The organism is Micromonospora qiuiae, from assembly GCF_016863555.1.
GTDB classification, from domain to species: Bacteria; Actinomycetota; Actinomycetes; order Mycobacteriales; family Micromonosporaceae; genus Micromonospora; species Micromonospora qiuiae.
In genome coordinates this window covers 70,174-95,642 of the sequence record NZ_BOPC01000007.1, presented here as the reverse complement: position 1 = coordinate 95,642, position 25,469 = coordinate 70,174, and the positions used below count along the sequence as shown (strand labels likewise).

21 protein-coding genes and 1 pseudogene are annotated in these 25,469 nt (G+C 73.0%); 14 read left to right on the top strand and 8 right to left on the bottom strand.

Going from position 1 to position 25,469, the window contains the following annotated elements:
- The first annotated feature begins 8 nt into the window (after window positions 1-8).
- A complete protein-coding gene (locus Vqi01_RS02475; RefSeq protein ID WP_204032563.1) occupies window positions 9-1,268 on the top strand; it encodes a DNA polymerase IV in 1,260 nt (419 codons plus the stop codon).
- A 115-nt stretch (window positions 1,269-1,383) separates the two neighbouring features.
- Window positions 1,384-1,782 (top strand): SCO2097 family morphological protein, encoded by a 399-nt coding sequence (locus Vqi01_RS02470; RefSeq protein WP_204032562.1) that lies wholly within the window; start codon window positions 1,384-1,386, stop codon window positions 1,780-1,782.
- Window positions 1,783-1,851: 69 nt separating this feature from the next.
- On the opposite strand, the gene Vqi01_RS02465 is transcribed toward Vqi01_RS02470, so the two are convergent.
- From Vqi01_RS02465 to Vqi01_RS02455, 3 genes are read right to left on the bottom strand one after another with little or no spacing between them, the layout of a single operon-like run.
- The gene (locus tag Vqi01_RS02465; protein ID WP_204032560.1) at window positions 1,852-4,326 is read right to left on the bottom strand and encodes a transglutaminase TgpA family protein; all 2,475 of its coding nucleotides are present in this window, start codon (window positions 4,324-4,326) and stop codon (window positions 1,852-1,854) included.
- 16 nt (window positions 4,327-4,342) lie between these two features.
- On the bottom strand, window positions 4,343-5,641 hold the full coding sequence (locus Vqi01_RS02460) for a DUF58 domain-containing protein (RefSeq protein ID WP_204032558.1): 1,299 nt from the start codon (window positions 5,639-5,641) through the stop codon (window positions 4,343-4,345).
- A gap of 1 nt (window position 5,642) precedes the next feature.
- Window positions 5,643-6,695 carry an AAA family ATPase gene (locus Vqi01_RS02455; RefSeq protein WP_204032556.1) on the bottom strand — a complete coding sequence of 351 codons (1,053 nt, stop codon included), beginning with the start codon at window positions 6,693-6,695 and terminating at the stop codon, window positions 5,643-5,645.
- A 329-nt stretch (window positions 6,696-7,024) separates the two neighbouring features.
- Here Vqi01_RS02455 and mbhE point away from each other — a divergent pair, with 329 nt between their 5' ends.
- From mbhE to leuS, 7 genes and pseudogenes are all read left to right on the top strand, one after another.
- On the top strand, window positions 7,025-9,757 hold the full coding sequence (gene mbhE / locus Vqi01_RS02450; RefSeq protein WP_204032555.1) for a hydrogen gas-evolving membrane-bound hydrogenase subunit E: 2,733 nt from the start codon (window positions 7,025-7,027) through the stop codon (window positions 9,755-9,757).
- Window positions 9,754-10,029, top strand: a pseudogene (locus Vqi01_RS30510) (sodium:proton antiporter); the annotation flags it as partial. The gene mbhE and the pseudogene Vqi01_RS30510, both read left to right, overlap by 4 nt.
- Window positions 10,030-10,181: 152 nt before the next feature.
- Window positions 10,182-11,645, top strand: a complete 1,464-nt coding sequence (locus Vqi01_RS02440; RefSeq protein ID WP_204032551.1) for a proton-conducting transporter transmembrane domain-containing protein — start codon at window positions 10,182-10,184, stop codon at window positions 11,643-11,645.
- Window positions 11,646-11,721: 76 nt separating this feature from the next.
- Entirely contained in the window at window positions 11,722-12,153 is a 432-nt protein-coding gene (locus Vqi01_RS02435) for a Na+/H+ antiporter subunit E (RefSeq protein WP_204032549.1), read from the top strand.
- Window positions 12,150-12,407 (top strand): MrpF/PhaF family protein, encoded by a 258-nt coding sequence (locus tag Vqi01_RS02430; protein WP_204032548.1) that lies wholly within the window; start codon window positions 12,150-12,152, stop codon window positions 12,405-12,407. The genes Vqi01_RS02435 and Vqi01_RS02430 overlap by 4 nt, the downstream gene beginning before the upstream one ends.
- Window positions 12,404-12,745 (top strand): monovalent cation/H(+) antiporter subunit G, encoded by a 342-nt coding sequence (gene mnhG / locus Vqi01_RS02425; protein WP_204032546.1) that lies wholly within the window; start codon window positions 12,404-12,406, stop codon window positions 12,743-12,745. Before Vqi01_RS02430 ends, mnhG begins: the two co-directional genes overlap by 4 nt.
- Before the next feature lie 293 nt (window positions 12,746-13,038).
- Window positions 13,039-15,873, top strand: coding sequence for a leucine--tRNA ligase (gene leuS, locus Vqi01_RS02420; protein ID WP_204032544.1), 2,835 nt, complete (start codon window positions 13,039-13,041; stop codon window positions 15,871-15,873).
- Window positions 15,874-15,931: 58 nt separating this feature from the next.
- Here leuS and Vqi01_RS02415 read toward each other — a convergent pair whose 3' ends face one another.
- Both Vqi01_RS02415 and Vqi01_RS02410 read right to left on the bottom strand, forming a co-directional pair.
- Window positions 15,932-16,894, bottom strand: coding sequence for an ABC transporter permease subunit (locus Vqi01_RS02415; RefSeq protein WP_204032542.1), 963 nt, complete (start codon window positions 16,892-16,894; stop codon window positions 15,932-15,934).
- The gene (locus Vqi01_RS02410; protein WP_204032540.1) at window positions 16,891-17,802 is read right to left on the bottom strand and encodes an ABC transporter ATP-binding protein; all 912 of its coding nucleotides are present in this window, start codon (window positions 17,800-17,802) and stop codon (window positions 16,891-16,893) included. Before Vqi01_RS02410 ends, Vqi01_RS02415 begins: the two co-directional genes overlap by 4 nt.
- A gap of 131 nt (window positions 17,803-17,933) precedes the next feature.
- Here Vqi01_RS02410 and Vqi01_RS02405 point away from each other — a divergent pair, with 131 nt between their 5' ends.
- Both Vqi01_RS02405 and Vqi01_RS02400 read left to right on the top strand, forming a co-directional pair.
- Window positions 17,934-19,259, top strand: coding sequence for a sensor histidine kinase (locus tag Vqi01_RS02405; protein WP_204032538.1), 1,326 nt, complete (start codon window positions 17,934-17,936; stop codon window positions 19,257-19,259).
- Window positions 19,256-19,912, top strand: coding sequence for a response regulator (locus tag Vqi01_RS02400; RefSeq protein ID WP_204032537.1), 657 nt, complete (start codon window positions 19,256-19,258; stop codon window positions 19,910-19,912). Before Vqi01_RS02405 ends, Vqi01_RS02400 begins: the two co-directional genes overlap by 4 nt.
- A 96-nt stretch (window positions 19,913-20,008) precedes the next feature.
- Here Vqi01_RS02400 and Vqi01_RS02395 read toward each other — a convergent pair whose 3' ends face one another.
- The 3 genes from Vqi01_RS02395 to Vqi01_RS02385 are packed head-to-tail and all read right to left on the bottom strand — an operon-like array spanning window position 20,009 to window position 22,759.
- Complete coding sequence (locus Vqi01_RS02395) at window positions 20,009-20,800, bottom strand: TVP38/TMEM64 family protein (protein WP_204032535.1); 792 nt, start codon at window positions 20,798-20,800, stop codon at window positions 20,009-20,011.
- Window positions 20,797-21,519, bottom strand: a complete 723-nt coding sequence (locus tag Vqi01_RS02390; protein WP_204032534.1) for a type 1 glutamine amidotransferase — start codon at window positions 21,517-21,519, stop codon at window positions 20,797-20,799. The genes Vqi01_RS02395 and Vqi01_RS02390 overlap by 4 nt, the downstream gene beginning before the upstream one ends.
- A complete protein-coding gene (locus tag Vqi01_RS02385; RefSeq protein WP_204032618.1) occupies window positions 21,509-22,759 on the bottom strand; it encodes a MurT ligase domain-containing protein in 1,251 nt (416 codons plus the stop codon). Before Vqi01_RS02385 ends, Vqi01_RS02390 begins: the two co-directional genes overlap by 11 nt.
- A gap of 355 nt (window positions 22,760-23,114) precedes the next feature.
- Between Vqi01_RS02385 and mraZ the strand changes: the two genes are divergently transcribed.
- The 3 genes from mraZ (at window position 23,115) to ftsL (ending at window position 25,465) form a co-directional block, all read left to right on the top strand.
- Complete coding sequence (gene mraZ, locus Vqi01_RS02380; protein ID WP_111246328.1) at window positions 23,115-23,546, top strand: division/cell wall cluster transcriptional repressor MraZ; 432 nt, start codon at window positions 23,115-23,117, stop codon at window positions 23,544-23,546.
- 207 nt (window positions 23,547-23,753) lie between these two features.
- Entirely contained in the window at window positions 23,754-24,860 is a 1,107-nt protein-coding gene (rsmH, locus tag Vqi01_RS02375) for a 16S rRNA (cytosine(1402)-N(4))-methyltransferase RsmH (RefSeq protein ID WP_204032532.1), read from the top strand.
- Window positions 24,857-25,465: a cell division protein FtsL gene (gene ftsL / locus Vqi01_RS02370; protein WP_204032531.1), complete on the top strand. Its 609-nt coding sequence runs from the start codon at window positions 24,857-24,859 to the stop codon at window positions 25,463-25,465. The genes rsmH and ftsL overlap by 4 nt, the downstream gene beginning before the upstream one ends.
- Window positions 25,466-25,469: the final 4 nt, after the last annotated feature.

The window sequence follows — 25,469 nt, the reverse complement described above, 5'->3', positions numbered from 1 at the left end:
CTGCGACCATGGGCCGCAGCCAGTCGTTGCCCCGGGGCGGTGATCCCCGCTTCGGGCCGGACGCCGACGACACCGGCTGCCCGATCCTGCACGTGGACATGGACGCCTTCTACGCCTCCGTGGAGGTGCGCCACCGGCCGGAGCTGCGGGGCAGGGCCGTCGTGGTCGGCGGGGTCGGCCCGCGCGGCGTGGTCAGCTCGGCCAGCTACCAGGCCCGGCGGTACGGCGTACGCAGTGCGATGCCGACCATGCGGGCCCGTGCCCTCTGCCCGCACGCGGTCTTCCTTCCGCCGGACTTCACCCGCTACCGGGCCGCCTCGCGGGCCGTCATGCAGATCTTCCGCGACGTCACGCCGCTGGTCGAGCCGCTCTCGTTGGACGAGGCGTTCCTCGACGTGGCCGGCGCTCGGCGACTGTTCGGCTCGCCTGCGGCGATCGCCCGCCGCATCCGCGAGCGGGTCGCGGCGGAGCAGGGGCTGACCTGCTCGGTGGGGGTCGCGCCGAACAAGTTCCTGGCCAAACTCGGGTCGACCCGGGCGAAGCCCGACGGTCTGCTCGTCGTACCGGCCGCACGGGTGCTCGACTTCCTTCACCCGCTGCCGGTCTCCGCCCTGTGGGGGGTGGGGGAACGCTCCGAGCAGGCGTTGCTGCGGCTCGGTCTGCGTACGGTCGGTGACCTCGCGGCGGCGCCGATCGGCATGCTGCGTACCGCGCTGGGCGAGGCGGCCGCGGCGCACCTGCACGAGCTGGCCGCCGGACGGGACCCGCGCCGGGTCAGCCCGGAACAGGTGGAGAAGTCGATCGGCGCGGAGGTCACCTTCGACGTCGACGTCGACGACCCGGACGAGATCCGGCGCGCATTGCTCGCGCTGGCCGAGAAGGTCGGTGCCCGGCTGCGCGCCGCCGGGCAGGTGGGGCGGACGGTCTCGGTCAAGGTGCGGCTCTCCGATTTCCGGACCGTCACCCGGTCACGCACCCTGGACGTGCCCACCGATGTCGCTCGTGAGATGTTCGACACGGCGTGGTCCCTCTTCACCGCCCTGCCTGCCGGTGAGCTGATCCGCCTGGTCGGCGTACGCGCCGAAGGGCTCACGGCGGCGCAGACGACGCCCCGTCAGCTCGCCCTCGGCGCGCCGGAGCGGGGTTGGCGGGAGGCGGAGGCTGCCGCCGACGCCGCGGCTGCCCGTTTCGGGCGGTCCGTCATAGGACCGGCTAGTCTGCTTACCGGGCACAATACGCGACAAAACGAAAATCCGACCCGGCCATAGGTCGTCCCGCTTTCCGACGCGCGAGGCCCCTCGTAGACTTGCGGGTAAGCAGCCGGTTGGCTGCCACGGTCTGTCGGTCCGACCGGGCCGACCAACGTGACCGGGGAGGAGTGCCGTGCCGCTCTCGGAGCACGAGCAGCGGCTGTTCGAGCAGATCGAGCGGTCGCTTGCCGAGGACCCCAAGTTCGCCTCGGCCGTGCGCGCCAGCGACCCGCGTTTCCACGCGCGGCGTCGCCTGCTCGTCGCTGCCGGCGTGATCATCGCTGGCCTGGCGTTGTTGGTCTATGGCGCGGTGATCAAGACTCCGCCGCTGGCAGTGGCGGGATTCGTTGTCATGCTGGCCTCGGCCGCCTTCGCGGTGCAGTCGCATCGCCGGGCGCAGTCACCCGACCTGCACGTCGTCGGGGGCACGGCGAGTCGTCGCCGGTCCCGAGGGCGCTCCGGTGGGCGGCGGCCGGGCCTCATCGACCGGCTGGAGGACCGGTGGCGGCAGCGCCCGGAGGGCCACCGCTGACGTGAACCGAGCCGGTGGTGGGGTGACCCCACCCGCCGGCCCGGTCGTCGTTCGCGGTTGCGGTCCGCCTCAGCGCCCCGCGCGGTTGGCGATCAGCCGGCGCGGGCTGAACCGCAGCAGCCGGTACCGCAGCCGCCCACCGGAGGTCACCAGCCGCGCCGAGGTGTCCGCGACGGCGGTCCGCCACCGGTGCAGCACCGACGGCGGCAGCACGGTTGCCATCAGCCGGGTGCGCCGATCGGCCTGATCGGCCAGCGCGTCGCGTACCGTGCGCAGGGCCGCCGGCAGGGGTTCCCCGGTCAACGGGTCCCGCGCGTAGCGGGCCCGCTCCTCCGCCCGACCGAGCAGGCGGACCGCCGTGCCGGCGGCGGAGTCGGCCCGCAACGGCTCGCCAGCCAGCCGCTCGGCGGTCGCCCGTGGTGTCTCCGTCCGCTCCACCCGGACCCGGTAGTCGACCAGCGTGTCGATCAGCTCGTCCCAGGCCGCGTGCGCATCCGCCCGCGCCCGGTCCGGATCGGCGCCGACCACCATGACCGGCTGATCCGTGCCGGCGGAGTCCGCAGCCGACGCGTCAACCGTGCGGACCGTGGGCGCCGGCCGGCTTCGCCGACGGCGCAGGGCGAGCCGGCGTAGCGCGGGAACGGCGAGCAGGGCGAGCGCCGCCAGTACGCCGAGGGCCGCGAACCAGGGCCAGACCGGCGCCGACCGGAGCGGCGTGCCGTCGCCGCCGATCGCGGCCGGATCGTCGCCCTCCTCGAACTGGTTCGGCCCGCGGTCCGGGCGGGCCGACGGGTCGGACTCGTCGGGCGTGTCCGCCGCGCCGGGCTGCGGTGTCGACTCCTCCGGGGCATCGGTGTTCGGTGCCCAGGCCGAGCGGGCCGCACCGGGCACGCCGTAGGTCGGGGTGGCGTCGAACGGCACCCAGCCGATCTGGTCGAAGTAGACCTCCGTCCAGGCGTGCAGGTTCCGGTTGGTCAGGGTGAAGGTGTCACCGATGCGCCGGTTGCCGTTGGTGAAGCCGAACGCGACCCGGGCCGGGATGCCCGCGTCCCGGACCATCCACGCCAGCGCGGCCGCGTACTGCTGGCAGAAGCCGGCCTTGTTCTCCAGGAAGTCGAGGATCTGCTCCCCGCTGGTGCCCTGCTCGGTGTTGAGCTGGTAGGTGAAGCCGTTGTCCTCGGAGAAGTAGTCGTAGATGGCCCGCACCTTGTCGTACTCGGTGCGCTTGCCCCGGATCAGCTCCGCCACCAGCTTGCGCACCTCGGGCACGTCGGGCGTGACGGTCTGCTGTGCCCGCAGCGGCAGGTCGGCCGGCAGCGGCTGCGCCGCGCGCAGCGCCTGCGGAGTGTACGTCGATCGCACATAGTCGAACGAGTACGTCCGGCCCCGGGAGTTCTCCCGGTTCGAGAAGACGATCTGGAGGTTCGGGTCGTAGTACCAGCCGCTGCCGAGCTCGGCGAAGCTGACCGGCTCGGCGTAGACCGGCAGCAGCCGCATGTCCAGGTCGCGGCTCACCTCCACGGTGGCCCGGTGCCGGGTCCGCTCGACACCGGGCAGCGTCCGCCTCGCCGGGTCGGGCAGGTCGCCGGTGACCCGCTGGCCGTTCGGGCCGCGCACTCGGAACCCGTCCGCGCGCAGGTCGTCGGCGACCCCGAAGCGTAGGTAGAACGGTTTCTCCTCGGTGGTGGTGACCTTCACCAGGTCGGTCACGTCGGACTGGTTGAGCCGTCCGCTGAGCGCGGCGAAGAGGTCGACCCGTCCGGGCGAGCCGCCCAGACCCGGGCCGCCGAAGCCGGCACCCGCACCGGAGTTCAGGGTGCTCATCAGGCCCGCGGTCATTCCGGGCACGGCCAGCGGCACCAGCATGGCCAGCGCGAGACCGACCACGGCCAACCGGCGTCCGGCGGCGGCCAGCGGCGACGCCTCCCAGACGTCGACGTCGCGGCCGTCGCCGGTGAACCGCCGGCCGAACCGGCGCACACGGTCCACGTTGTCGGTGACCAGCAGCCAGAGGAAGCCGGCGGCGCCGATCGCGAACGGCACCGGGGGGACGCTGTCCACGTAGACCGCCACCGGCACCGAGTAGATGGCCAGCATCGGCAGGCCGGCCAGGGCGGGCCGGCGGAGCCCGACGCTGAGCACGTCCACCAGCACCGCCACCCCGCCCACGCCGAGCACCGTGACGAACAGCAGCGGATCGGTGTCCGGGACCTTCACACTGTGCGAGCGCATGTCCTCGCCCGAGCTGGCGATCAGCTCGGCGAAGTGTCCGAAGGTGGCCGGGGTGGGCAGCACGGCCAGCAGTTCGTCACCGCTGGGGAACAGCCAGGTCAGGGCGAGCATGAGGCCACCGACCATGGCCAGGACCTGGACCCAGGTCGGGGTCCGGCCGAGCCGGGCCAGCGCCGCCGCGGCGGCCACCGCGGCCACCGCGATGATGGCCTGGACCAGCCATGTCCAGCGTTCGAAGATGGCCGACAGCGGCGCGGCGGCGAGCACCGTCGCGGCGGCGGCCACCAGGCCCAGGTTCCGATGGGCGATCATGAGGGGGACCTTCCGTTCATCGCACCGTGCTCGCCACCGTCTCGGCCATCGCCGCGCGGAGGGCGAAGCCCTGGGAGCCCCGCCCCGCCTGCGGCCAGAGCGCCGGCAGCCGGTCGTCGTGGCCGACGCCGATCACCCGCCAGCCGGACTGCAACAGGGCGAGCGCGGCGGTGTCGTGTGCCTGGTCGGCCTCGGCCCGGGCCTGCGCCGGCAGGTTGAGCCAGGCGGAGCTGTCCAGCAGGAAACACACGCAGGTGGCGCCGTTGGCCCGCAACCCGGCGAGCAGTTCCGCCTCGGCGGTGCTCAACGACCCGAACAGGCCGATGATCAGACCGCCGTCGGTCCGCTGCCGGACGTGTTGGATCAGCGCGGTGATCTCGACCCGCTGGTCCAGCCGGACCTCGGCGAGGTGATCGAGCAGCAGCCCGTCACCGGCGCCCTCGCCCGCGTCGACGTCCCCGGCGGAGCCGGTGACCAGGCGCAGCTTGTAGCCGGCCTGACGCAGGTGGACGGTGATGCTCGCGGCCGCCGACACCGCCCACTCGAAGCTGGCTGTCGGGCCGTCGCCCCGGTGGCCGTACGCCCGGGTGTCCAGCAGGACCGTGGCTCGGCTCTCCCAGGGCTGCTCCTCGCGCCGCACCATCAGCTCGCCGGTGCGCGCGGTGGACTTCCAGTGCACCCGGCGCAGGTCGTCGCCGCGTCGGTACTCACGGGTCGCCGCGTCGTCCTCGCCGTGCACCGCCACCGAGCGGGCCCGGCTCTCGCCGCTGCCGGTGTACGCGCCGGCCAGCCGTACCGACGGCAACGGCACCACCTGCGGGACCACCGTGAGCCGGTCGGTGCCGGGAAACGCGCGACGGAGTTCGCACAGCCCGAACGGGTCGGTCATCCGGACCACCAGCGGGCCGACCTCGTACCGGCCGCGCACGTCGGCCCGCACCGTGTACGCCACCGAGCTGGCCTGGTGCGCGCCGAGCCGCTCGAGCACCACCCGGGGCCGGCTGCCCAGCGCGTACGGGAGCCGGTCCTCCAGCAGCAGGGTGCCGGTGGGCAGCCGGGACATGTTCTGCAACCGCAGCACCACCCGGGCGCTGGCGCCGACCGGTACCCGGTGCGGTTCCAGCGACCGGTGGCAGGCCAGCTTGTACCGGCTACGGCCGACGTAGAGCGCGGCGAGCAGCGGCAGGACGGCCAGCAGCACGGCCACCCGCAGCAGGTCCTTCTCGCCGAGGATGCCGGCGGAGATGGCCGCCGCGAGCGCGGCGGCCAGAAAGGAGCGGCCGCGAGTGGTCAGTCCGCGCAGCCCGGCACGCACGTCACGGCCTCCGCGGTTCGAACGAGGCCCGGCCGTTGCCGCTCGACGAGCGGGTGTCGTACGGCGAGTGCTTGCGGTCGTGCGGCAGCGGCAACCGATGCACCAGGTCGGCGATGATCGCGTCGGTGGTACGCCGGGCGAGTTGGGCGTCGGCGGTGGGGATGAGCCGGTGCGCCAGCACCGGGACGGCGAGCACCTGGAGATCGTCGGGGAGCACGTAGTCGCGCCCGTCGAGGGCGGCCACCGCGCGCGCGGTGCGCAGCAGTTGCAGCGTGCATCGGGGGGACGCGCCCAGCCGCAGGTCCGGCGACTCGCGGGTGGCGGTGACCAGGTCGACGGCGTACTCCTTGACCGCGTCGGCGACGTGCACCTGCCGGACGTGACCGATCAGCCGGCGGACGGTCTCGGCGTCGGAGACCGGCTGCAGCGCCGGCAGCGGGTCCACCGCGCCGTGGCCGTCGAGCATGGCCAGTTCGGCGGTCGGGTCCGGGTACCCCATCGCGATCCGGGCGGTGAACCGGTCGCGCTGCGCCTCCGGCAGCGGGTACGTCCCCTCCATCTCGATCGGGTTCTGCGTCGCGATCACCATGAACGGGGTCTGTAGCTGGTAGGTCACCCCGTCGACGGTGACCTGCCGCTCCTCCATGCACTCCAGCAGCGCGGACTGGGTCTTCGGCGAGGCTCGGTTGATCTCGTCACCGACCACGAGGTTGGCGAAGACGGCACCCGGACGGAATTCGAAGTCGTGCGTCTCCTGGTTGTAGACACTGACCCCGGTGACGTCGCTGGGCAGCAGGTCGGGAGTGAACTGGATGCGACGTACCGAACAGTCGATCGACCGCGCGAGGGCTTTGGCCAGCTTGGTCTTGCCGACCCCCGGTACGTCCTCGATGAGCAGATGACCCTCGGCGAGCAGGACGGCCAAGGCCAGCCGCACGGTGGCGGTCTTGCCCTCGATGACCCGTTCGATGTTGGCCACGATTGCGTCACTGGCGGCGCGGAACTCGTCGTGCGGCAGCAGTCCGCCAACTTCGTCCCAGGTCTGTTGTGTCACGGGCCTCCTCCTCGTCGCCGTCACGGCAGCTCTGTTAAGAGCACCTGGACCCGCCGTTGGGTTCGCGACGTGCGAGCCTCGTCTGCCGCAGCAATCTCACTGGCCTCTCAGGCTAACCATGTTTGTCGCCTGCGCCGACCGGCGCAGGTCTTTGACCGGTTACGCAGTGATTTGTCATTCACGGAACGCATGTCGGCGACTGTGCCGGGTAATGCGGGTCGCCAGCCCCGGCAAGCGTGAGCCCGCTCCGGCAACAGGAGGAACATGACGGGAAACGAGCTGCCGATCAACCGTGCTGCCTGCCTGCTGGCGATCACTTTGATCCTCCCGTGATCCTCGCGGTCGTCCTCGCCTGGCAGGTCGCCCTCGCCGCCGGCACCCCGCTGCTGACCCGACGGTTCGGACGCGACGCCGGCTACCCGCTGGCCGCCGGCTATCTGGTCGGCGCCGGCCTGCTGCTCAGCCGGCTGCCGGTGATCCTCGACGACCGGGAGGTCGCCGTGGCCTGGCGGTGGCTGCCCGCAGTGGAGATCGACGCCGCGCTGCGGATGGACGCGCTCGGCCTGGTCTTCGCCCTGCTGGCCCTCGGCGTCGGTGCGCTCATCATGGCCTACTGCCCCCGGTATCTCAGCTCCGACCCGAGCAGGCACGAGCGGATGTACGCCACGATGACCCTCTTCGCCGCCGCGATGCTGGGTCTGGTGCTCTCCGACGACCTGCTGGTGCTCTTCGTCTTCTGGGAGTTGACCTCCATCCTGTCGTTCGTCCTGATCGGGCAGGGTGGTCGGCCGGCCGCCACCGGGCCGGCGGTGCAGGCCCTGCTGGTCACCGTCACCGGCGGCCTGGCCCTGCTGACCGCGATCGTGCTGCTGGCGGTGCACGCCGGGACCACCAGCCTGAACACGATCATCGCCGAACCGCAGCGGCTCACCGGCGGACCGGCCTGGGTGGCGGGCGGGCTGATCCTGGTCGCCGCGTTCACCAAGTCCGCGCAGCTGCCGTTCCACTTCTGGCTGCCCGGCGCGATGGTGGCGACCACGCCGGTGAGCGCCTACCTGCACGCGGCGACGATGGTGAAGGCCGGCATCTATCTGCTGATGCGGTTCTCGGCGGTGTTCGGCGGCACCGTGGCGTGGGACGTGGTGCTGATGGTCGGTGGACTGCTCACCGCGATCCTCGGCGCGGCGTTGGCGCTGCGGCAGTACGACCTCAAGGCGCTGCTGGCGTACTCCACGGTCAGTCAGCTCGGCCTGCTGGTCGGGGTGATCGGCGCGGGCACCTCGGCCGGCGACGCGGCGGCGATCCTCTACACCGTCGCCCACGCGCTGTTCAAGGCCACGCTGTTCATGCTGGTCGGCATCATCGACCACCAGGCGGGCAGCCGGGACGTGCGGGAGCTGTCCGGGCTGCACCGGGTGATGCCGGTGACGGTCTGGCTCACCGTGCTGGCCGCCATGTCCCTGGCCGGTCTGCCGCCCACCATCGGCTTCGTCGGCAAGGAGGCGATCTTCGGGTCGCTCGGCGAGGCGCGCGGGGTGTGGTGGCTGGGCTGGTTCGCCGCCGGGCTCGCGGTGCTCGCCTCGGTGCTCACCTTCGCGTACGCGGCCCGGCTCGTGCACGGGATGATCGAGGGGCCGACCCGGCAGCGCTGGTTGCGCGAGCCGTCCTGGTCGTTCCTCGCCCCGGCGGCGGTGGCCGCGGTGGTGGCCACCGCGCTCGGGCCGGCGGTGGCCGTACTGAGTCCACTGGTGGAACGGGCCGCCGCCGACGCTCGCCCGGACGGGACTCCTCCCTACCTGGCCTTCTGGCACGGGTTCACCCCGGCGCTGGGGCTGAGCGCCGGCACCGTGCTGCTGGGTACCGTGCTCTTCCTCGGCCGGGTGCGGGTGGACCGGTGGCTGCGCGCCGTACCGACCACGCCATCCTTCGCCGAGCTGCTGGAGCGCGGCCGGCATGGCCTGCTGCGGGTCGGCGCGCTCGTCGCCCGGCCGGCACACGCTGCGGGGCCGGCCCCCTACCTGGTCCGGCCGCTGCTGGCCGTGGTGCTCCTTGCGGCGGTCGCCGCAATGCCGCCCGGTGTCCCGGCCATCGTCGGCGGTGGTCTCGCCGGGCCCGCCGACCTGCTGCTGCTGATCCTGCTGGGCGCGACCCTCGCCGGCCTGCTGGTGGTGCGTTCGGCGCTGGCCGCGATCGCGTTGACCGGTGTGGTGGGGCTGCTGCTGACAGCCTGGTTCCTGGCCGTCGGCGCCCCCGACGTGGCGTTGACACTGATGCTGGTGGAGGTGCTCACCGCGGTGGTGGTCATGCTGGCCCTGCGGCAGCAGCCGGGCCGGCTCGCCCCGGTCGGCCGCGGTCGGCCGGTGGCCGGCGCGGCGCTGGTCGCACTGGTGACGGGGATCGCGGCAGCGGCCGGCACCGCCGGGCTGACCGGCCGATCCGAGCTGTCCGGGCCCGGCCGGTGGTACCTCGACCACGCCGCGGAGCTGACCGGCGGCGCGAACGTGGTCAACACCGTCCTGGTGGACTTCCGCGCGCTGGACACGCTCGGCGAGGCGGTGGTGCTCGCGGTGGTGGCGCTCGGGCTGGTCCAGCTCGGTGACCGGGCCCCCGCCGGCGAGCAGGCCCCGGCCGGTGACCTCGTGCTCCGGTTCGCCTACCGGGTGCTCGCACCGCTGATGCTGGTCGCCTCGGCCCTGCTGTTCCTGCTCGGCCACGAGCGGACCGGCGGCGGCTTCATCGGGGCGCTGCTCGCGGGCACCGCCGTCGGGCTGGGACAGTTGGCCCATCCCGGTGGCGCTCCGCTGCTGGGTCGCTTGCGGGCGCTGCCGCTGCTGGCGGCCGGGCTGTTGGTGGCCGTCGGTGTCGGGCTGGCGCCGCTCGCCGCCGGTCGGCCCTTCCTCACCCCGCTCAGTGTCAGCCCACCTGGCCCGGTGGCGTCCCTGAGCACGTCGCTCCTGTTCGACCTGGGCGTCTACCTGATGGTCCTGGCCCTGGTGGTGGCCGCCGTCCGCCGCCTCGGCGTGCCGCCCACTGTCCGTGCCGCCCAGGAAACCCTGTCATGATCGCGGCGTTGATCGTCGGCACGCTGGTCGCGGCCGGGGTGTTTCTGCTGCTGCGCCCCGGCCAGCTGCGGCTGGTGCTCGGCTTCGTCCTGCTCGGGCACGCCGTCAACGTGATGCTGCTCGCCGCCGGCGGGCTCCAGCGCCGCGCGGCGCCGCTGGCCGAGATGGGCCCGGAGGCGGCCGACCCGCTGCCGCAGGCGTTCGTGCTGACGGCGATCGTCATCACCTTCGGCATCACCGTCCACCTGCTCGGGTTGCTGCGCCGGGGCGCGGCGGACCCGGACTCCGGCAACGACCCCGACCACGACCCCGATCCGGCCCAGGGCGGGCGACCCGGCGGACGAGGGGCCGGGCCGGCCGAGGGCGACCGACCTGGCGACCCAGGGGCCGGGGAGTCCGACGGCGGCGGCCCGGAGGCGCGGCGGTGAACGGCCTACTGCTGCTGCCGATCGCCGGGCCGCTGCTGGTGGCCGGAGGGCTCCTCGCCCTGCCGGGGCGTCCGCCGATCCACCGAACCGCCGCGCTGGTCACGACGGCGGCGGTGCTGGTGGGCGCCGGGGCGCTGCTGGTCGCCACCGCCGACGGCGCGGTGCTGGTGCTGCGGATCGGTGGCTGGCCGGCGTCGGTGGCCATCGGGCTGGCGGCCGACGCGTTCAGTGCCCTGCTGGTGACGGTGGCGACGCTGGTGGTGTTCTGCTGCCTGGTCTCCGCCGCCGGGTCCGGCGACGACCGGCGGCCGTACTTCCTGCCGCTGGTGCTGGTGCTCTCGGCCGGGGCGAACGGCGCGTTCCTCACCACCGACCTGTTCAACCTCTTCGTGCTGATCGAGGTCATGCTGGTGCCCTCGTACGTCCTGCTGAGCCTGAACGGCGGGGCCGGGCGTGGCGGCGCGGGACGGGTTTACGTGGCGACGAACCTGCTCGGCTCCACTCTGCTGCTGGCCGGGGTGGCCCTGGTCTACGGCACCACCGGCACGGTGGGGCTGGGGGAGTTGGCCGGCACGGCGCACAACGACCCGGCGGTGGCGGTCGCCGGCGGCCTGGTGCTGCTCGCGCTGGCGGTCAAGAGCGCGCTGGTCCCGGTGCATGACTGGCTGCCGCGTACCTATTCGGTGGCCTCACCGGTGCTGGTGGCGCTCTTCTCCGGGCTGCTCACCAAAGTCGGCCTGTACGCCGTCATCCGGATCTACGCCATGCTGTACGGCGGGGACCCGGCCTACCACTGGCTGCTCGGCGCGGTGGCGCTGCTGTCGATGGTGGTCGGGGTGCTCGGCGCGCTCGGCGAGAATTCGATGCGCCGGATCCTGACCTTCCACATGGTCAGCCAGATCGGCTACCTGCTGCTCGGCCTGGCGCTGTTCACCGCCGCGAGCCTGGCCGCGACCGTGTACTACCTGGCCCAGTACGTCCTGGTGAAGGCGGCGCTGTTCCTGTGCGCCGCGGCGGTCCGCGCCGATCGGGGCAGCGACCGGCTCGACGGTGTGGGTGGCCTCGCCACCCGGCGCCCGGCGCTCGCCCTGGCCTTCGCCGCGGCGGCGTTGTCGCTGGCCGGCCTGCCCCCGTTCTCCGGCTTCCTGGCGAAGTTCCTGCTGCTGCGGGCCGCCGCGGCGGCCGGCGCCTGGCTGGCGATGGCGGTGGCGGTCCTGGTCAGCCTGCTCACCCTGCTGTCCATGGTGAAGATCTGGAGCGCTCTGTTCACCAGCGGCGGGCCGCCTCCGGAGGCGGCGGCCGGGCGCATGCGCCGATCGCTGGTGGCGCCGCCGTTGGCTCTGGCCGGACTCTCCCTGGCGGCGGGGCTGGCGGCTCAGCCGCTGCTGATGCTGGCCGACACGGCAGCCGCCGGGCTACGCGACCCGGCCAGCTACGTCCGCGCGGTGATCGCCCCATGAGCGAGCGTCAGCGCGCGAATCATCAGCTCGGTGCGGTGGTGCCTCAGGTCGGCACGGAGCGCGGCGGAGTGCCGGCATGAGCGAACGGCGGTGGGGCCTCGCCCGGCGCACGGTGGTACGCACCGGGCGTGTCCTGCGCTTCGTCGGCTACTTCGCGGTCCGGCTGCTCCAGGCGAACCTGGTCGTCGCCTGGGAGATCCTGACCCCCGGTTGCAGGCTGTGCCCCGCCGTGGTGCGGGTGCCGTTGCGGGCGGTCACCGAGGGCGAGATCGCGGCCGTGACGCTGGCGGTGAGTCTCACCCCGGGCACCCTCGCCCTGGCGGTCCACCGCGATCCGGTGGCGCTGTCGGTGCACGGCATGTACGCCGCCGACCCGGTGGCCTTCCGCCGGAAGGTCGCCGAGTTGGAGCGGTGGGTGCTGGCCGCCGTGCGCCCGGTCGACCATCCGCCGCAAAGCCGACGACGGCCTCGCCGTCGATGTCCGGACCCGACACGGAGGTGGAGATGACTGTGCTCGACGTGCTGCTCGTGGTCCTCGCGGGGGCGATGGCGGCGGCGGTCTTCCGGCTGGTGGTCGGCCCGACCGACGCCGACCGGGCCGCCGCGCTGGACCTCGGCTTCTTCGTCTTCCTGGCGGCCGTCGCCCTGCTCGCCGCCCGGCTGCCCGCGCCGGACCTGCTCGACCTGGTGCTCGCCGGGACGCTGGTCAGTTTTCTGGCCACGGTGGCGATGGCCCGGCTGGTGCATCGGGACGAGCGATGATCCGCACTGCGGCGGCCTCGGTGTTGCTGCTGCTCGGCACCGCGCTGATCGCGATCGGCGCGGTCGGACTGATCCGGCTGCCGGACGTCTACAACCGGATGAACGCCGTGGCCAAGGCGGCCGGCCTCGGGTTGAGCCTGGTCCTGCTCGGCGTGCTGGTGCTGCTCCCCGGTGTGCGTACCGCCGTGGTGGTGCTGGTGGCGGTCGGTCTGCAACTGTTCACCGCGCCGGTCGGTGGCTACGCCCTGGCGCGGGCCGCGTACCGGGCCGAAGCGCCGTTGGCGCCGGTCACCCGCTACGACGAACTCGGCGGCCGGGTCGACGGCGAGCCGGAGTGAGCCGCGCTTCATCGCGACGGACGATTCCGGCGGTGAGGCGGGATGGGGGCGGCGGCCACGCCGTCGGTGGCGGTACACTGCCGACATGGCCGGAGTCTTCCTGCTTCTTACCGAGCCGTGCTGACGCGCTGAACGCGCCACAGCACGGCGGCCCCTCCTGCGTGAGGGGCTTTTTCGTGCCCGCTGCCGGCCGTGCCCGCTGCCGGTGAGTGGCGGGCCATCCGAACGAAGCACGAGACACGGGACCACAGCCAGCACGGACAGACTCCGCCGAGCGACGCGAGGAGAAGGCCATGACCGAGGCAGCCACGAGCGACACCCCGCCGTTCCGGTACACCGCGGCGCTGGCCGACGAGATCGAACGCCGCTGGCAGGACTACTGGGAGCGGGAGGGCAGCTTCCACGCGCCGAATCCGAGCGGCCCGCTGGCCGACCCGACCCACCCGCGCTTCGGGGCGGAGAAGCTGTACGTGCTGGACATGTTCCCGTACCCGTCGGGCGCGGGGCTGCACGTGGGGCACCCGCTGGGCTACATCGGCACCGACTGCTTCGCCCGCTACCAGCGGATGGCCGGGCGCAACGTGCTGCACGCGATGGGCTTCGACGCGTTCGGGCTGCCCGCCGAGCAGTACGCGGTGCAGACCGGCACCCACCCGAGGACCACCACCGAGGCGAACATCGAGCGGTACCGGGCGCAGCTGCGCCGGCTGGGGCTGGCCCACGACCGGCGGCGTTCGGTGGCCACCATCGACACCGACTTCTACCGCTGGACGCAGTGGATCTTCCTGCAGATCTTCAACTCCTGGTACGACCGCGACGCCGGCCGGGCCCGGCCGATCAGTGAGCTGATCGCCGAGTTCGCCGCCGGCACCCGGCCTACCCCGGACGGCCGCCCGTGGGCCGAGCTGTCGCCCGCCGAGCGCCGCGGGATCGTCGACGACCACCGCCTGGCGTACGTCTCGCAGGCGCCGGTGAACTGGTGCCCGGGGCTGGGCACGGTGCTGGCCAACGAGGAGGTCACCGCCGACGGCCGCTCGGAGCGGGGCAACTTCCCGGTCTTCAAGCGCAACCTGAAGCAGTGGATGATGCGGATCACCGCGTACGGCGACCGGCTGCTGGACGACCTGGACAAGCTGGACTGGCCGGAGCCGATCAAGCTGATGCAGCGCAACTGGATCGGCCGCTCCACCGGCGCGCACATCGACTTCCCGACCACCGTGGCGCCGATCCGGGTGTTCACGACCCGACCGGACACCATCTTCGGCGCCACCTACATGGTCCTGGCACCCGAGCACGAGCTGGTCGACGAGCTGGTGCCGGCGGCCTGGCCGGAAGGCACCCGCCCGGCGTGGACCGGCGGGCACGCCAACCCGCGCGAGGCCGTGGAGGCGTACCGCAAGGCGGCGGCGGCCAAGACCGACGTGGAGCGGCAGGCCGAGACCAAGGAGAAGACCGGCGTCTTCATCGGCGCGTACGCCACCAACCCGGTCACCGAGGCGCGGATCCCGATCTTCATCGCCGACTACGTGCTGGCCGGCTACGGCACCGGCGCGATCATGGCGGTGCCCGCCCAGGACGAGCGGGACTGGGACTTCGCCGAGGTCTTCGAGCTGCCGATCGTGCGTACCGTGCAGCCGCCGGAAGGCTTCGACGGCAAGGCGTACACCGGGGAGGGCCCGGCGATCAACAGCGCCGCACCCGAGCGCGGCCTGGACCTGGACGGCCTGGGGGTGGCCGACGCCAAGGCCCGGATCATCGACTGGCTGGAAACCAACGGCGCCGGCCAGGGCGCGACGACCTACCGGCTGCGGGACTGGCTGTTCAGCCGGCAGCGCTACTGGGGCGAGCCGTTCCCGATCGTGTACGACGCCGACGGCGCGGCCATCGCGCTGCCGGAGGAGATGCTGCCGGTCGAGCTGCCCGAGGTGGACGACTTCTCCCCGCGCACCTTCGACCCGGAGGATGCCGACAGCGACCCGGAGACGCCGCTGTCGCGCCGCCGGGACTGGGTCGAGGTGGAGCTGGATCTGGGTGACGGGCCGAAGCGCTACACCCGGGAGACCAACGTGATGCCGCAGTGGGCCGGCTCCTGCTGGTACGAGCTGCGCTACCTGGACCCGGCCAACGGTGAGCGGTTCGTCGACCCGGACAACGAGCGGTACTGGATGGGCCCGCGCGACGAGGGCGACTGCGGCGGCGTGGACCTGTACGTCGGCGGTGCCGAGCACGCCGTGCTGCACCTGCTGTACGCCCGGTTCTGGCACAAGGTGCTGTACGACCTGGGCCACGTTTCCAGCTTCGAGCCGTTCCGCAAGCTGTTCAACCAGGGCTACATCCAGGCGTACGCGTACACCGACGCGCGGGGCGCGTACGTGCCGGCCGAGGAGGTCGCCGAGCGGGACGGCGGTTATTTCCTGGGTGACGTCCAGGTCAACCGCGAGTACGGCAAGATGGGCAAGTCCCTGAAGAACGTGGTCACCCCGGACGAGATGTGCGCCGCGTACGGCGCTGACACGTTCCGGGTGTACGAGATGTCGATGGGCCCGCTGGAGGTGTCCCGCCCGTGGGAGACCCGAGCGGTGGTCGGCTCGTACCGGTTCCTGCAGCGGGTCTGGCGGGCGGTCGTCGACGAGCAGACCGGCGAGCTGCGCGTCACCGACGACCCGGCCGACGAGGCGACCCGGCGGCTGCTGCACCGCGTGATCGACGGCGTCCGGGGCGACATGGCGGGGATCCGGTTCAACACCGCGATCGCCAAGCTGATCGAGCTGACCAACGGGCTGACCCGACTGTCGCAGACGCCGCGCGAGGTGGCCGAGCCGCTGGTGCTGATGCTGGCGCCGTTCGCCCCGCACATCGCCGAGGAGCTGTGGCGGCGGCTGGGTCACGACACCTCGCTGACGTACGCCGATTTCCCGGTCGCCGACCCGGCCCTGCTGGTCGCCGAGAAGGTCACCTACCCGGTGCAGGTCAACGGCAAGGTCCGCGGCCGCATCGAGGTCCCCGCCGACGCAGGCGAGGACGACGTCCGCGCGCAGGCGCTGACCGCGGTCGCCGCCGCGCTGGCCGGCAAGGAGCCGCGCAAGGTCATCGTCATCCCCGCCCGCATGGTCTCCGTGGTGCTGTGAAAGGAGGGGCCCCCTCTTAACGCCTCGTGTAGAGAAGGGGCCCCTTCTTAACACCTGATCACGGCTCGCGGCGGTGGACGACGATCACGGCGATCAGCACCGCACCGAGCGACCAGGCGGCGTAGACCAGCCACGAACCGGCGATGGTGAGCGGGAAGGGATCCGGGGGCACACCGGCGGCTGTGCCGTCGTACACCTCGATCAGGCGCAGCCAGGCCGTGGTCGGCAGCGCATTGTGCACCTGGGCCACCCATCGGATCCGGTCGCTGTCCACCACCAAGGGCAGCAGGACCAGCACGGCCAGGGCCGCGCCGACGCTGGCCGGAGTGTGTCGGAGCAGGGCGCCCAGCCCCATGCCGATCAGCGCGCAGACGGGCGCGAGCAGGGCGGTCGCGGCCAGGGCCCGGGGCACCCCGGGATCGCCGAGCGTCCAGTGGGCGTCCCGATCGGCCAGGATCGCCTGGGACACCCCGAACGAGCTCGCCGCGGTGAGCGTACCGAGGGCGAGCATCACCCCGGCGAGTACGGCGGCCTTCGCCGCCACCACCGACCGGCGCGCCGGCACGGCGGCGAAGGTGGCACGGATCAGGCCGCTGCCGTACTCCCCGACGATCGTCATCGCCCCGATCGTGGTGGTCACCAGGATCAGGAACAGGTACCCCGCCTCGGGGAAGGCGTCGCGGAGCGGACCGTAGAGCGCGAACATCTCCCGCCGATCCGCCGAGTACGTCGGCCAGTTGCGGTGATCGGCCAGGGCGGCGTTGGCGCTGATCCCCACCACGAGCAGCAGGATCAGGGGAAACGACCAGCGGGTGGAGCGCAGCGAAACCAGCTTGAGCCATTCCGCAGCGAGCAGATCGCGGAAGCGCGCCGGCACGGCGGCGGCGTCGTCCGGGCGCGTGCCGGTGCCCCGCCGGCCCAATCGGGCATCGGTGCTGCGCCGGCCCGGTCGGGCGTCGGTGCTGGGCCGGCCCGGTCGGGCGTCGGTGCTGGGCCGGCCCGGTCGGGCGGCGGCGGTCACCGGAGCACCTCCCCGGCGGCGTACTCGACCCGGTCGGCGGTCAGCCGCATGAACGCCTCCTCCAGCGAGGCGGTCCGGGTGGTCACCTCGTGCAGCAGGATCCCGTGCCCGAGGGCGAGCTCCCCGATCCGCTCCGCCGCCAGGCCGGTCACGGTGAGAACCTGCTCCCGGACGGTCACCGTGGCGTCCTCGGCGGCGAGCACCCGGGCGAGTGCGGCGACATCGGGCGTACGCACCGTCACGGCCTCCTCGCCGAACCGGGCGGAGAAGGCGGCCAGGCTCTCGTCGGCGACCAGCTCGCCCCGACCGATGACGACGAGGTGGTCCACGGTGTGCTCCAACTCGCTCATCAGATGGCTGGAGACGAAGACCGTACGTCCCTGCCCGGCCAGTCGCCGGAACAGTTCCCGTACCCACCGCACCCCCGCCGGGTCCAACCCGTTGAAGGGTTCGTCGAACAACAGCACGGGCGGGTCGCCGAGCAGCGCGGCGGCGATGCCGAGCCGCTGTCGCATGCCCAGCGAGAACGCCCCGACGCGTCGGCGGGCAGCGTCGGCGAGACCCACCTCGCGCAGCACCTGGGCCACCCTCGTTCGAGGTATGCGGTTGCTGCGGGCCAGCGCGCCGAGGTGGGCCGCAGCGGTGTACCCGCCGTGCACGTCGCCGGCATCGAGCAGGGCACCGACGTGTCGCAGGCCCCGACTCAGGCGGCGGAACTCGATCCCGTCGATCGTCGCCGAACCGGCGGTGGGGGTGGTCAGACCGAGGATCATTCGCAGGGTGGTGGACTTCCCGGCACCGTTGGGGCCGAGGAAACCGGTCACCCTGCCGGACCGCACGGTGCAGGTCAGGCCACGGACGGCGGTGCGTTTGCCGTACCGCTTGGTGAGGTTGTCGATGACTATCACCGGTCCGAGTCTGCCGGTGAGCTTGCCGCGCGGCGTCGGCCCCGCGACCACACCTGCGCGCGGCCCGGTGGCCCCCGGGCGTACGCCTGTGGGCCGACGCCCCGGACGGCCCCGCCGCCTACCATCGCCTGGTGGAGTCCACCTCCGTCGCGCCGTCCGGGCGAGCGTTGCCGCTGACGCGGTCGGTGCTGGCCTGGGCCGGTGCCGTCGCGTACCCGGTGGTGCTGCACGTGGTGGTGCTCAACGTGCCGCAGGCAGGTCCGGTCGGGCCCGCTGCGGTGCGGCCCGCCGACCCCGTCCTGCCGATCCTGCTGCCGCTGCTCGTCACCGGCCTGCTCACCGGGCTGCTGCGCCGTCGGCCGCTGCTGGCGCTGGCGCTGCTGCTGGTCGGCACGTTCCACGTGGTGGTGTCCCTGCCCTCGGCGTGGGGCCATTACCTGCTGTTCCTCGTGGCGGACCTGATCGTGGTCCACCTGGTGGTGACCCGCCCACCGTGGGTCGCGTCGGTCGGCGGGGTCATGGCGCTGCTCGGCCAGGTCGCGGCCGCGACATACCACCCCGGCGACGTGATGGCGTACGGCTTCATCGTGCTGGCGCTCGGCGTGGCCGGGCTGGTCGGCCACCTGCTGCGGGAACGCCGCGTCCACGCGGAGGCGCTGCGGGCGCACGCCGCAGCCGAGGCGATCACCGCCGAGCGGCTGCGCATCGCCCGAGAGTTGCATGACATGGTCGCGCACAGCATCGGCGTCATCGCCATCCAGGCCGGTGTGGGCGCTCGGGTGATCGACAGCCAGCCGGCGCAGGCCCGCGCCGCGCTCGCCACCATCGAGGCGGCCAGCCGGGACACCCTGGCCGGGCTGCGGCGTACCCTCGGCGCACTGCGCCGCGGTGCCGGCGAGGCGGCGTCGCTGGACCCGACGCCCGGCCTGGCGGACCTGGACCGGCTGGTCGCGGCGGCGGCCGACGCCGGGGTCCGGGTCGAGTTGCGTCAGTACGGCGAGAGCCCCGTTCCGCCGGAGGTCGACCTCGCCGCGTTCCGCATCGTGCAGGAGGCGCTCACCAACGTGGTACGCCACGCGGGCGTCGACGTGTGCCGGGTCGGCGTCGAGCGCGACGCCGACGCGATCACCGTGGAGGTCGTCGACGACGGCCGGGGCGGTTCGGTCGGCGCCGAGGGGCACGGGCTTATCGGCATGCGGGAACGCGTCGTGGCCCTCGGCGGCCGGTTCCGGGCCGGGCCGCGCCCCGAGGGCGGTTTCCGGGTGGCCGCCCGGCTGCCGCTGCCCGCGCCGACGAACGGCGACCAGCCGGCCGACAGCGACCAACCGTCCGGTGGCGATCAGTTGTCCGGCGGCGCGCGGTCGTCTGGCGGCGATCAGTTGTCCGGTGGCGCGCGGTCGTCTGGCGGCGCGGGATCGACGGGCGGCGACCAGCTTGGCGTGGCGGTGCGGCCGTGAGCGTGCGCGTGCTGCTCGTCGATGATCAACCGCTGGTCCGGGCCGGACTGCGGGTGCTGCTCGCCGAGGTGCCGGACATCGAGGTGGTCGGGGAGGCGGGAACCGGCGCCGAGGCGGTGCGCCTGGCTCACGAGGTCGTACCGGACGTGGTGTTGATGGATCTGCGGATGCCGGGCACGGACGGCATCCAGGCCACCCGGGCGATCGTCGCGGCGGGCGGTCCGACCCGGGTGCTGGTCCTCACCACGTTCGACGACGACGAGCACGTGCACGCCGCGTTGCGCGCTGGGGCGGGCGGGTTCCTGGTCAAGGACATGGCGTTGGAGGAGATCGTCGGCGCGATCCGGGTGGTCGCCGCCGGAGACGCACTGATCGCGCCCGCCGTCACCCGGCGGCTCATCGCCGAGTTCGTCCGTCGGCCGGCACCGGCGCCCCGGTCGCGGTCGCTGGCCGGGGTCACCGACCGGGAGCGGCAGGTGCTCACTCTCGTCGGCCGTGGCCTGTCCAACGCCGAGATCGCCGAGCAGCTCGTGATCAGCGTGGCGACCGCGAAGGCACACGTGGCGAGGCTGTTCACCAAGCTCAACGCCCGTGACCGCGTCCACCTGGTCATCGCCGCCTACGAGGCCGGCCTGGTCGGCCCACCCCATTGATCGATCACAGGCAACAACTTCTGGGAAAGTGCTGCCTCGACCTGCCGGGAGGCCGCACTTTCCCAGAAGTTGCGCTGATTTCGGCGTGGGTGGGGGTCAGGTGGGGTCGGGGCGACGGCGACGCTCGGCGTGCCACCAGCGGGCGATCAGGATTGCGCTGGCGATGAAGCCCAGGGCAGCGGGGGCGGCGGCGAACCAGTTGACGTTGCCGGGGGAGGTGACGGCAGCGCCGATCGCCGCGTAGCCGAACGCGGTGGGCGCCGAGGCGAGCACGCTGCCGGTGAGGAACGGCAGTATCCGGGCGCCGGTGGTGCCGTAGCCGTAGCTGACCAGGCCGAAGCCGGAGATCGGCAGCAGCCGTACGGTGATCACGCCGAGCACGCTCTGCCGGGTGAACCAGCGGTCCAGCCGGGCCAGCCGACCCCGGACGCGCTCGGCGACGAAGTCCCGCCCGAGCAGCCGGCCCACGGCGAAGCCGATCGCTGCTGCCAGCAGGGCCGCGCCCAGCGCGTATCCGGCGCCCGCCAGCGGACCGAAGATCGCCCCGGCGGCGAGCGTGACGAAGGTGCGGGGGACCAGCGCCACCAGCAGCAGCGCCCCGCCGATGACGGCCGCGACCGGGGCGAACCGACCCAACCCGTCGGCCAGTTGCGGCAGGGCGGCCGGGTCGGGGCGCGGGCCCACCAGTAGCAGCAGCCCGAACCCGGCCAGCAGGAGCAGCAGCAGCCCGAACCGGACTGCCGACGGCGTCGCCGCAGCCCCGAGGCCGCGCCATCGGGGCTGCCGGCTCAATTGCCGGGTGCCGCTGGGCGCGGGCGTGCCGTCGGGCGGGGCTGTGCCGGGATCTCGCGACCATCGGCCCAGCAGCCGCCCGGCGGCGGGGATCATGGCCGGGCGGCGGCGGCCACCGCGGCTCTGCGCTCGGCGCGCAGCCGGTCGAACCAGGTGTCGTTCAGCGGCGCGAGCTGGTGCGCGCCGGTGGCCCAGCGCAGCAGCAGGTCGGCCAGCGCCGGATTGCGGGCGAGCGCCGGCCCGTGCGAGTACGTGCCGAGCAGTTTGCCCCGCCACGCCCCCTCGGTGGTGCCGTCGTTGCCGACTCCGGCGGTGACCCGGGCCAGCGGGGCCGCCCCGGGACCGAGGCGGGTACGGCCGCCGTGATTCTCGAAGCCGGTCAGCGGCGGCAGGCCCAGCCGTGCGTCTATGTCGCCGGCCAGCTCGCCGACCGCCCGGCTGGGGCCCCGGTCCGAGCTGATGTCGAGCAGTTCCAGCCCGCGGTACTGGGTGCCCTTGGCAAAGAACGAGGTGCCGAGCATCTGATAGCCGGCGCAGACGCCGAACACCACCGAGCCCTGGGCCACCGCCCGGTGCAGCCCGCCGTCGGCGAGCAGTCGTTGCGCACCGAGCGCCTGCGGTCCGTCCTCGCCGCCGCCGAGGAGGTAGATGTCGGCGGTGGTGGGCAGCTGCTGGTCGGAGCGGACCTCCAGCACCTCGACCCGGAAGCCGCGCTGACGGGCCCGCCGGGCCAGGATCAGCACGTTGCCCCGGTCGCCGTAGGTGGAGAGCAGGTCGGGGTAGATCCAGACGATGCGCAGGGTCTCAGTTGACACGGTCCAACTCCGCTCGGATGTCCTGGAACGCGGTGTAGTTCGCGATGACCTCCAGGCGGCCCGGCGGCACCGCCCGGACGGCCTCGTCGAACGTGCGTATGTGCTGGAACGGCACGTCGTTGACGTCCAACCGGACCGCCAGGTCGTACGCGCGGTCGCCGGTGATGAGCACCTGACGCCCGCGTAGCGGAGCGAAGTCGACGTCGAACAGCCAGGAGGTGTCCAGCCCGTCGGGGTCGCGTGCGTTGATGGAGAGCAGGGTGGGCGCCTCGTCGGCCATGTCGAACGCCTCCAGCCAGCTGGCCGGGTTCTTTGCCAGCAGCAGCCGGATGGTGCGTCCGTCTCGCACCACCTGGGCGTACCGGCCGGCGACCGAGGTGACGTCGGCGAGGCGGGGGACCGCGTCGAACGGGCGTACGCCGAACTCTGCGGCAACCGCCAGGGCGGTGGCCGCGTTACCGATGTTGACCTTGCCGGGAAGCTGAAGCTTGACCTTGTACCAGGCGCCAGTGGGGTCGACGACACCCTCGTCGTCGTCCACGGTCCACTGTGGATCGGGTCGGCGCAGCGGGCAGCCGGTGCACCACCACTGCTGGCCGGAGCGCTGGATGGTCGCCCCGCACTCGGGGCAGACCCACGAGTCGTCGTGCCACCGCTGGCCGGCGGAGAACCAGGTGACGTGCGGCGGGGCGATCCGTTGGTCGTGCGCGGCCGGTGGGGTGGCCGCCCAGACCACCATCGGGTCGTCGGCGTTGGCGACGATGCGAACGTCCGGGTGGCGGGCCAGCGCCGCGCGCCAGAGCTGCGCCATCATGGCGACCTCCTTGGCCCGGTCCAGCTGGTCGCGGGAGAGGTTGAGCAGAGCCACGACGTGCGGCTCGGTCGCCTCGATCACCTGCGCGAGATAGTGCTCGTCGACCTCCAGCACCGCGTACGGGGTGCTGCCCGCCTTGGCCAGGGCGGAGGTGTGCCCGGTGGGCATGTTGGCGCCGAACGAGTTGGTGGCGACCTTGCCGAGGGCGCTGACCGCCGCGGCAGCCAGCCGGGTGGTGGTCGTCTTGCCGTTGGTGCCGGAGATCAGCGCGATGGCCCGTCCGGCGGAGAGGTGGGCGAGCAGGTCTGGATCGATCTTGAGACCGAGCCAGCCGCCGATCACCGAGCCGTCGCCACGGCCCGCGGCTCGCGACAGCGCCGCGGCGGTCCGTGACACGGAGCTGGCCACCTTCGCCCGCAGGGGCATCTTCGCGTCCGTCACGCGAGCGAGGTTACCGGACCACCGGAGGTGTCAGATCGCCACCGACGGTGATCCGCCCGGACCGGCTGCCTGCGGCATTCGGTTCGGGGACGTCGGCCGACCGGAGTCGATCTATGTCGGATAGCGGACGCGCCCCGGTGGCCGGCGCAGCCCTCCACTCCGCTCCACCCGCTCTGACGTGCGGTTTTGTCGGCGGAGACGGCGCGAAACGCGGTCGATTCTGGTTGCAGGTGGAGGGAAGTGGAGTAGAGTGGGGCGCATTGGTGAGGCCGGGAGGGCCCACCGGCCCGGGGGGTCAGCGGCGCGCGAACGCCGCTAGAAGGGCGAGGGGGTTGGGCCGATGTTCCTCGGCACCCACACTCCGCGCCTGGACGACAAGGGCCGGTTGATCCTGCCGGCCAAGTTCCGGGATGAGCTGGCGGGGGGTGTCGTGATCACCAAAGGGCAGGAGCGCTGCCTCTACGTCTTTCCGACGCCTGAGTTCCAGCGCATCGCGGAGCAGTTGCGCGCGCAGCCGATGACGCACAAGGCCGCCCGGGCCTACAGCCGGGTGTTCTTCGCCAGCGCGCACGACGAAGTCCCCGACAAGCAGGGCCGGGTGACCATCCCGGCGCACCTGCGCTCGTACGCGGGGCTCGACCGGGACCTGGTGGTCATCGGTGCGAGCACCCGGGTGGAGATCTGGGACAAGGTCGCCTGGGAGACCTACCTCGCCGAGAGCGAAGACGACTTCGCCGACATCGAGGAAGGGGTGCTGCCAGGCGGTCTGTAGGGCGTGGCGACGCCCGACGTACTGCGAGATCTCCAGCCGCTTTCGAGTTCCTGGCATCCCTTCCCCGGTGCCAGGCGCACGATCCGACACGGAGGGCCGTGGCCTGACGAGCGGGCGGGGAGCGGATGGGGATCTGGCGGTACGGCGGCACGGCGTCGCCCGACGAGCAGGACGCGGAACGGGAACGGGTCAACAGTGGGGGTCGACATGGGGGAGCTACGCGGCACGCACGTGCCGGTGCTGCTCGAGCGGTGTCTCGAGTTGCTGGCCCCCGCACTGGGCCGGGGCGGGCGCACCGTCCACGTCGACGCCACGCTCGGGCTGGCCGGCCACGCCGAGGCGGTGTTGATGGCCCATCCGGAGACGATCCTGGTGGGGCTGGACCGGGACACCGAGGCACTGGCCCACGCGCGGGTGCGGCTGGCCCGGTTCGCCGATCGGGTCCACCTGGAGCACGCCGTCTACGACGAACTGCCCGAGGTGCTCGACCGGCTGGGCTACCCGACCGTGGACGGGGTGCTGTTCGACCTGGGCGTCTCCTCGTTGCAGCTCGACGCGCCCGACCGCGGGTTCGCTTACGCGCAGGACGCGCCGCTGGACATGCGGATGGACCAGACCCGGGGGGTGACCGCCGAGGAGGTGGTCAACACGTACGCCCACCCCGATCTGGCCCGCGTGCTGCGGGTGTACGGCGAGGAGAAGTTCGCCGGGCGGATCGCCTCGGCGATCATCCGGGAACGGGAGCGGGCCCCGATCACCTCCTCGGCGCGGTTGGCCGAGCTGGTGCGGGAGGCCATCCCGGCACCGGCCCGACGAACCGGCGGACACCCGGCAAAGAGAACGTTTCAGGCTTTACGGATCGAGGTAAACAGGGAACTGGCAGCGCTGGAGACCGCGCTGCCGGCCGCTCTGGACCGGCTTTCGGTCGGTGGTCGCCTGGTGGTGCTCTCCTACCACTCGCTGGAGGACCGGCTCACCAAGCAGGCGCTCGCCGATCGGGTCCGCAGCACGGGCCCGATCGACCTTCCGGTCGAACTGCCCGGGTCAGAGCCGGCGTTCCGGCTGCTCAGCCGGGGCGCGGAGCTGCCCGGGGAGGAGGAGGTCGCCGCGAATCCGCGGGCCGCTTCGGTGCGGCTGCGGGCCGCGGAACGGATCGACCCGCAGGCCCGGCGACAGGGGCGTACCGACCGCGAACGGTACCGCCGCCGGGTCAAGGCGATGCACCAACCGGGGACGGGAACGGCCACCGGCTCGGGATCGGATCCGCAGCTGGGGCCGGGGGAGACGACGGACGAAGAGGGGGAGGGAACATGAGCGGAATCAAGCGTCGGGACGTCGCCGGCGTCGGGCAGCGCGTACCGCGGTCGGGGGGCCGGATCGCGGCGGAGCGGGCCGGGGAGACCGGGCACGGGGCCCGCGCCGAGCGGGTGAGCCGGCTGGCGGAGACTCGCGCCCGGGGGGCGCGCGAGTTTCCCACCGAGGGCAGCGCCGCGCTGCGGCCGGTCGAGCGGGTCGCTGCCGCCGACGCGCAGCAGCGGGTCGAGTCGCCGCGGCTGCGGGTCGCCCCGCCGCCGCCGGTGCGGGTGCCCCGGGCGCCCTTCGCGGCGCTCGTGGTGCTGCTGGTCGTCGGCGGGGTGCTCGGCATCCTGGCGGTCAACACGAAGATCAACGAGAACGCCTTCCGGCTGTTGGAGCTGCAGGAGCAGCAGGCCAAGCTCGACCTGGAGCAGCAGCAGCTGAAGAAGCAGATCGCCGACGCCGAGGCGCCGGGCAACCTGGCGGCCCAGGCCCGCAAGCTGGGGCTGGTCGAGTCCGGCGAGCCGGCGTACATCCGGCTGCCGGACGGCAAGCTGATCGGTGTGCCGCAGCCGGCCGGCGGAGAGCCGTCCCTGGCGAGCCAGTCGGGCGCGGAGGGGTAGCACC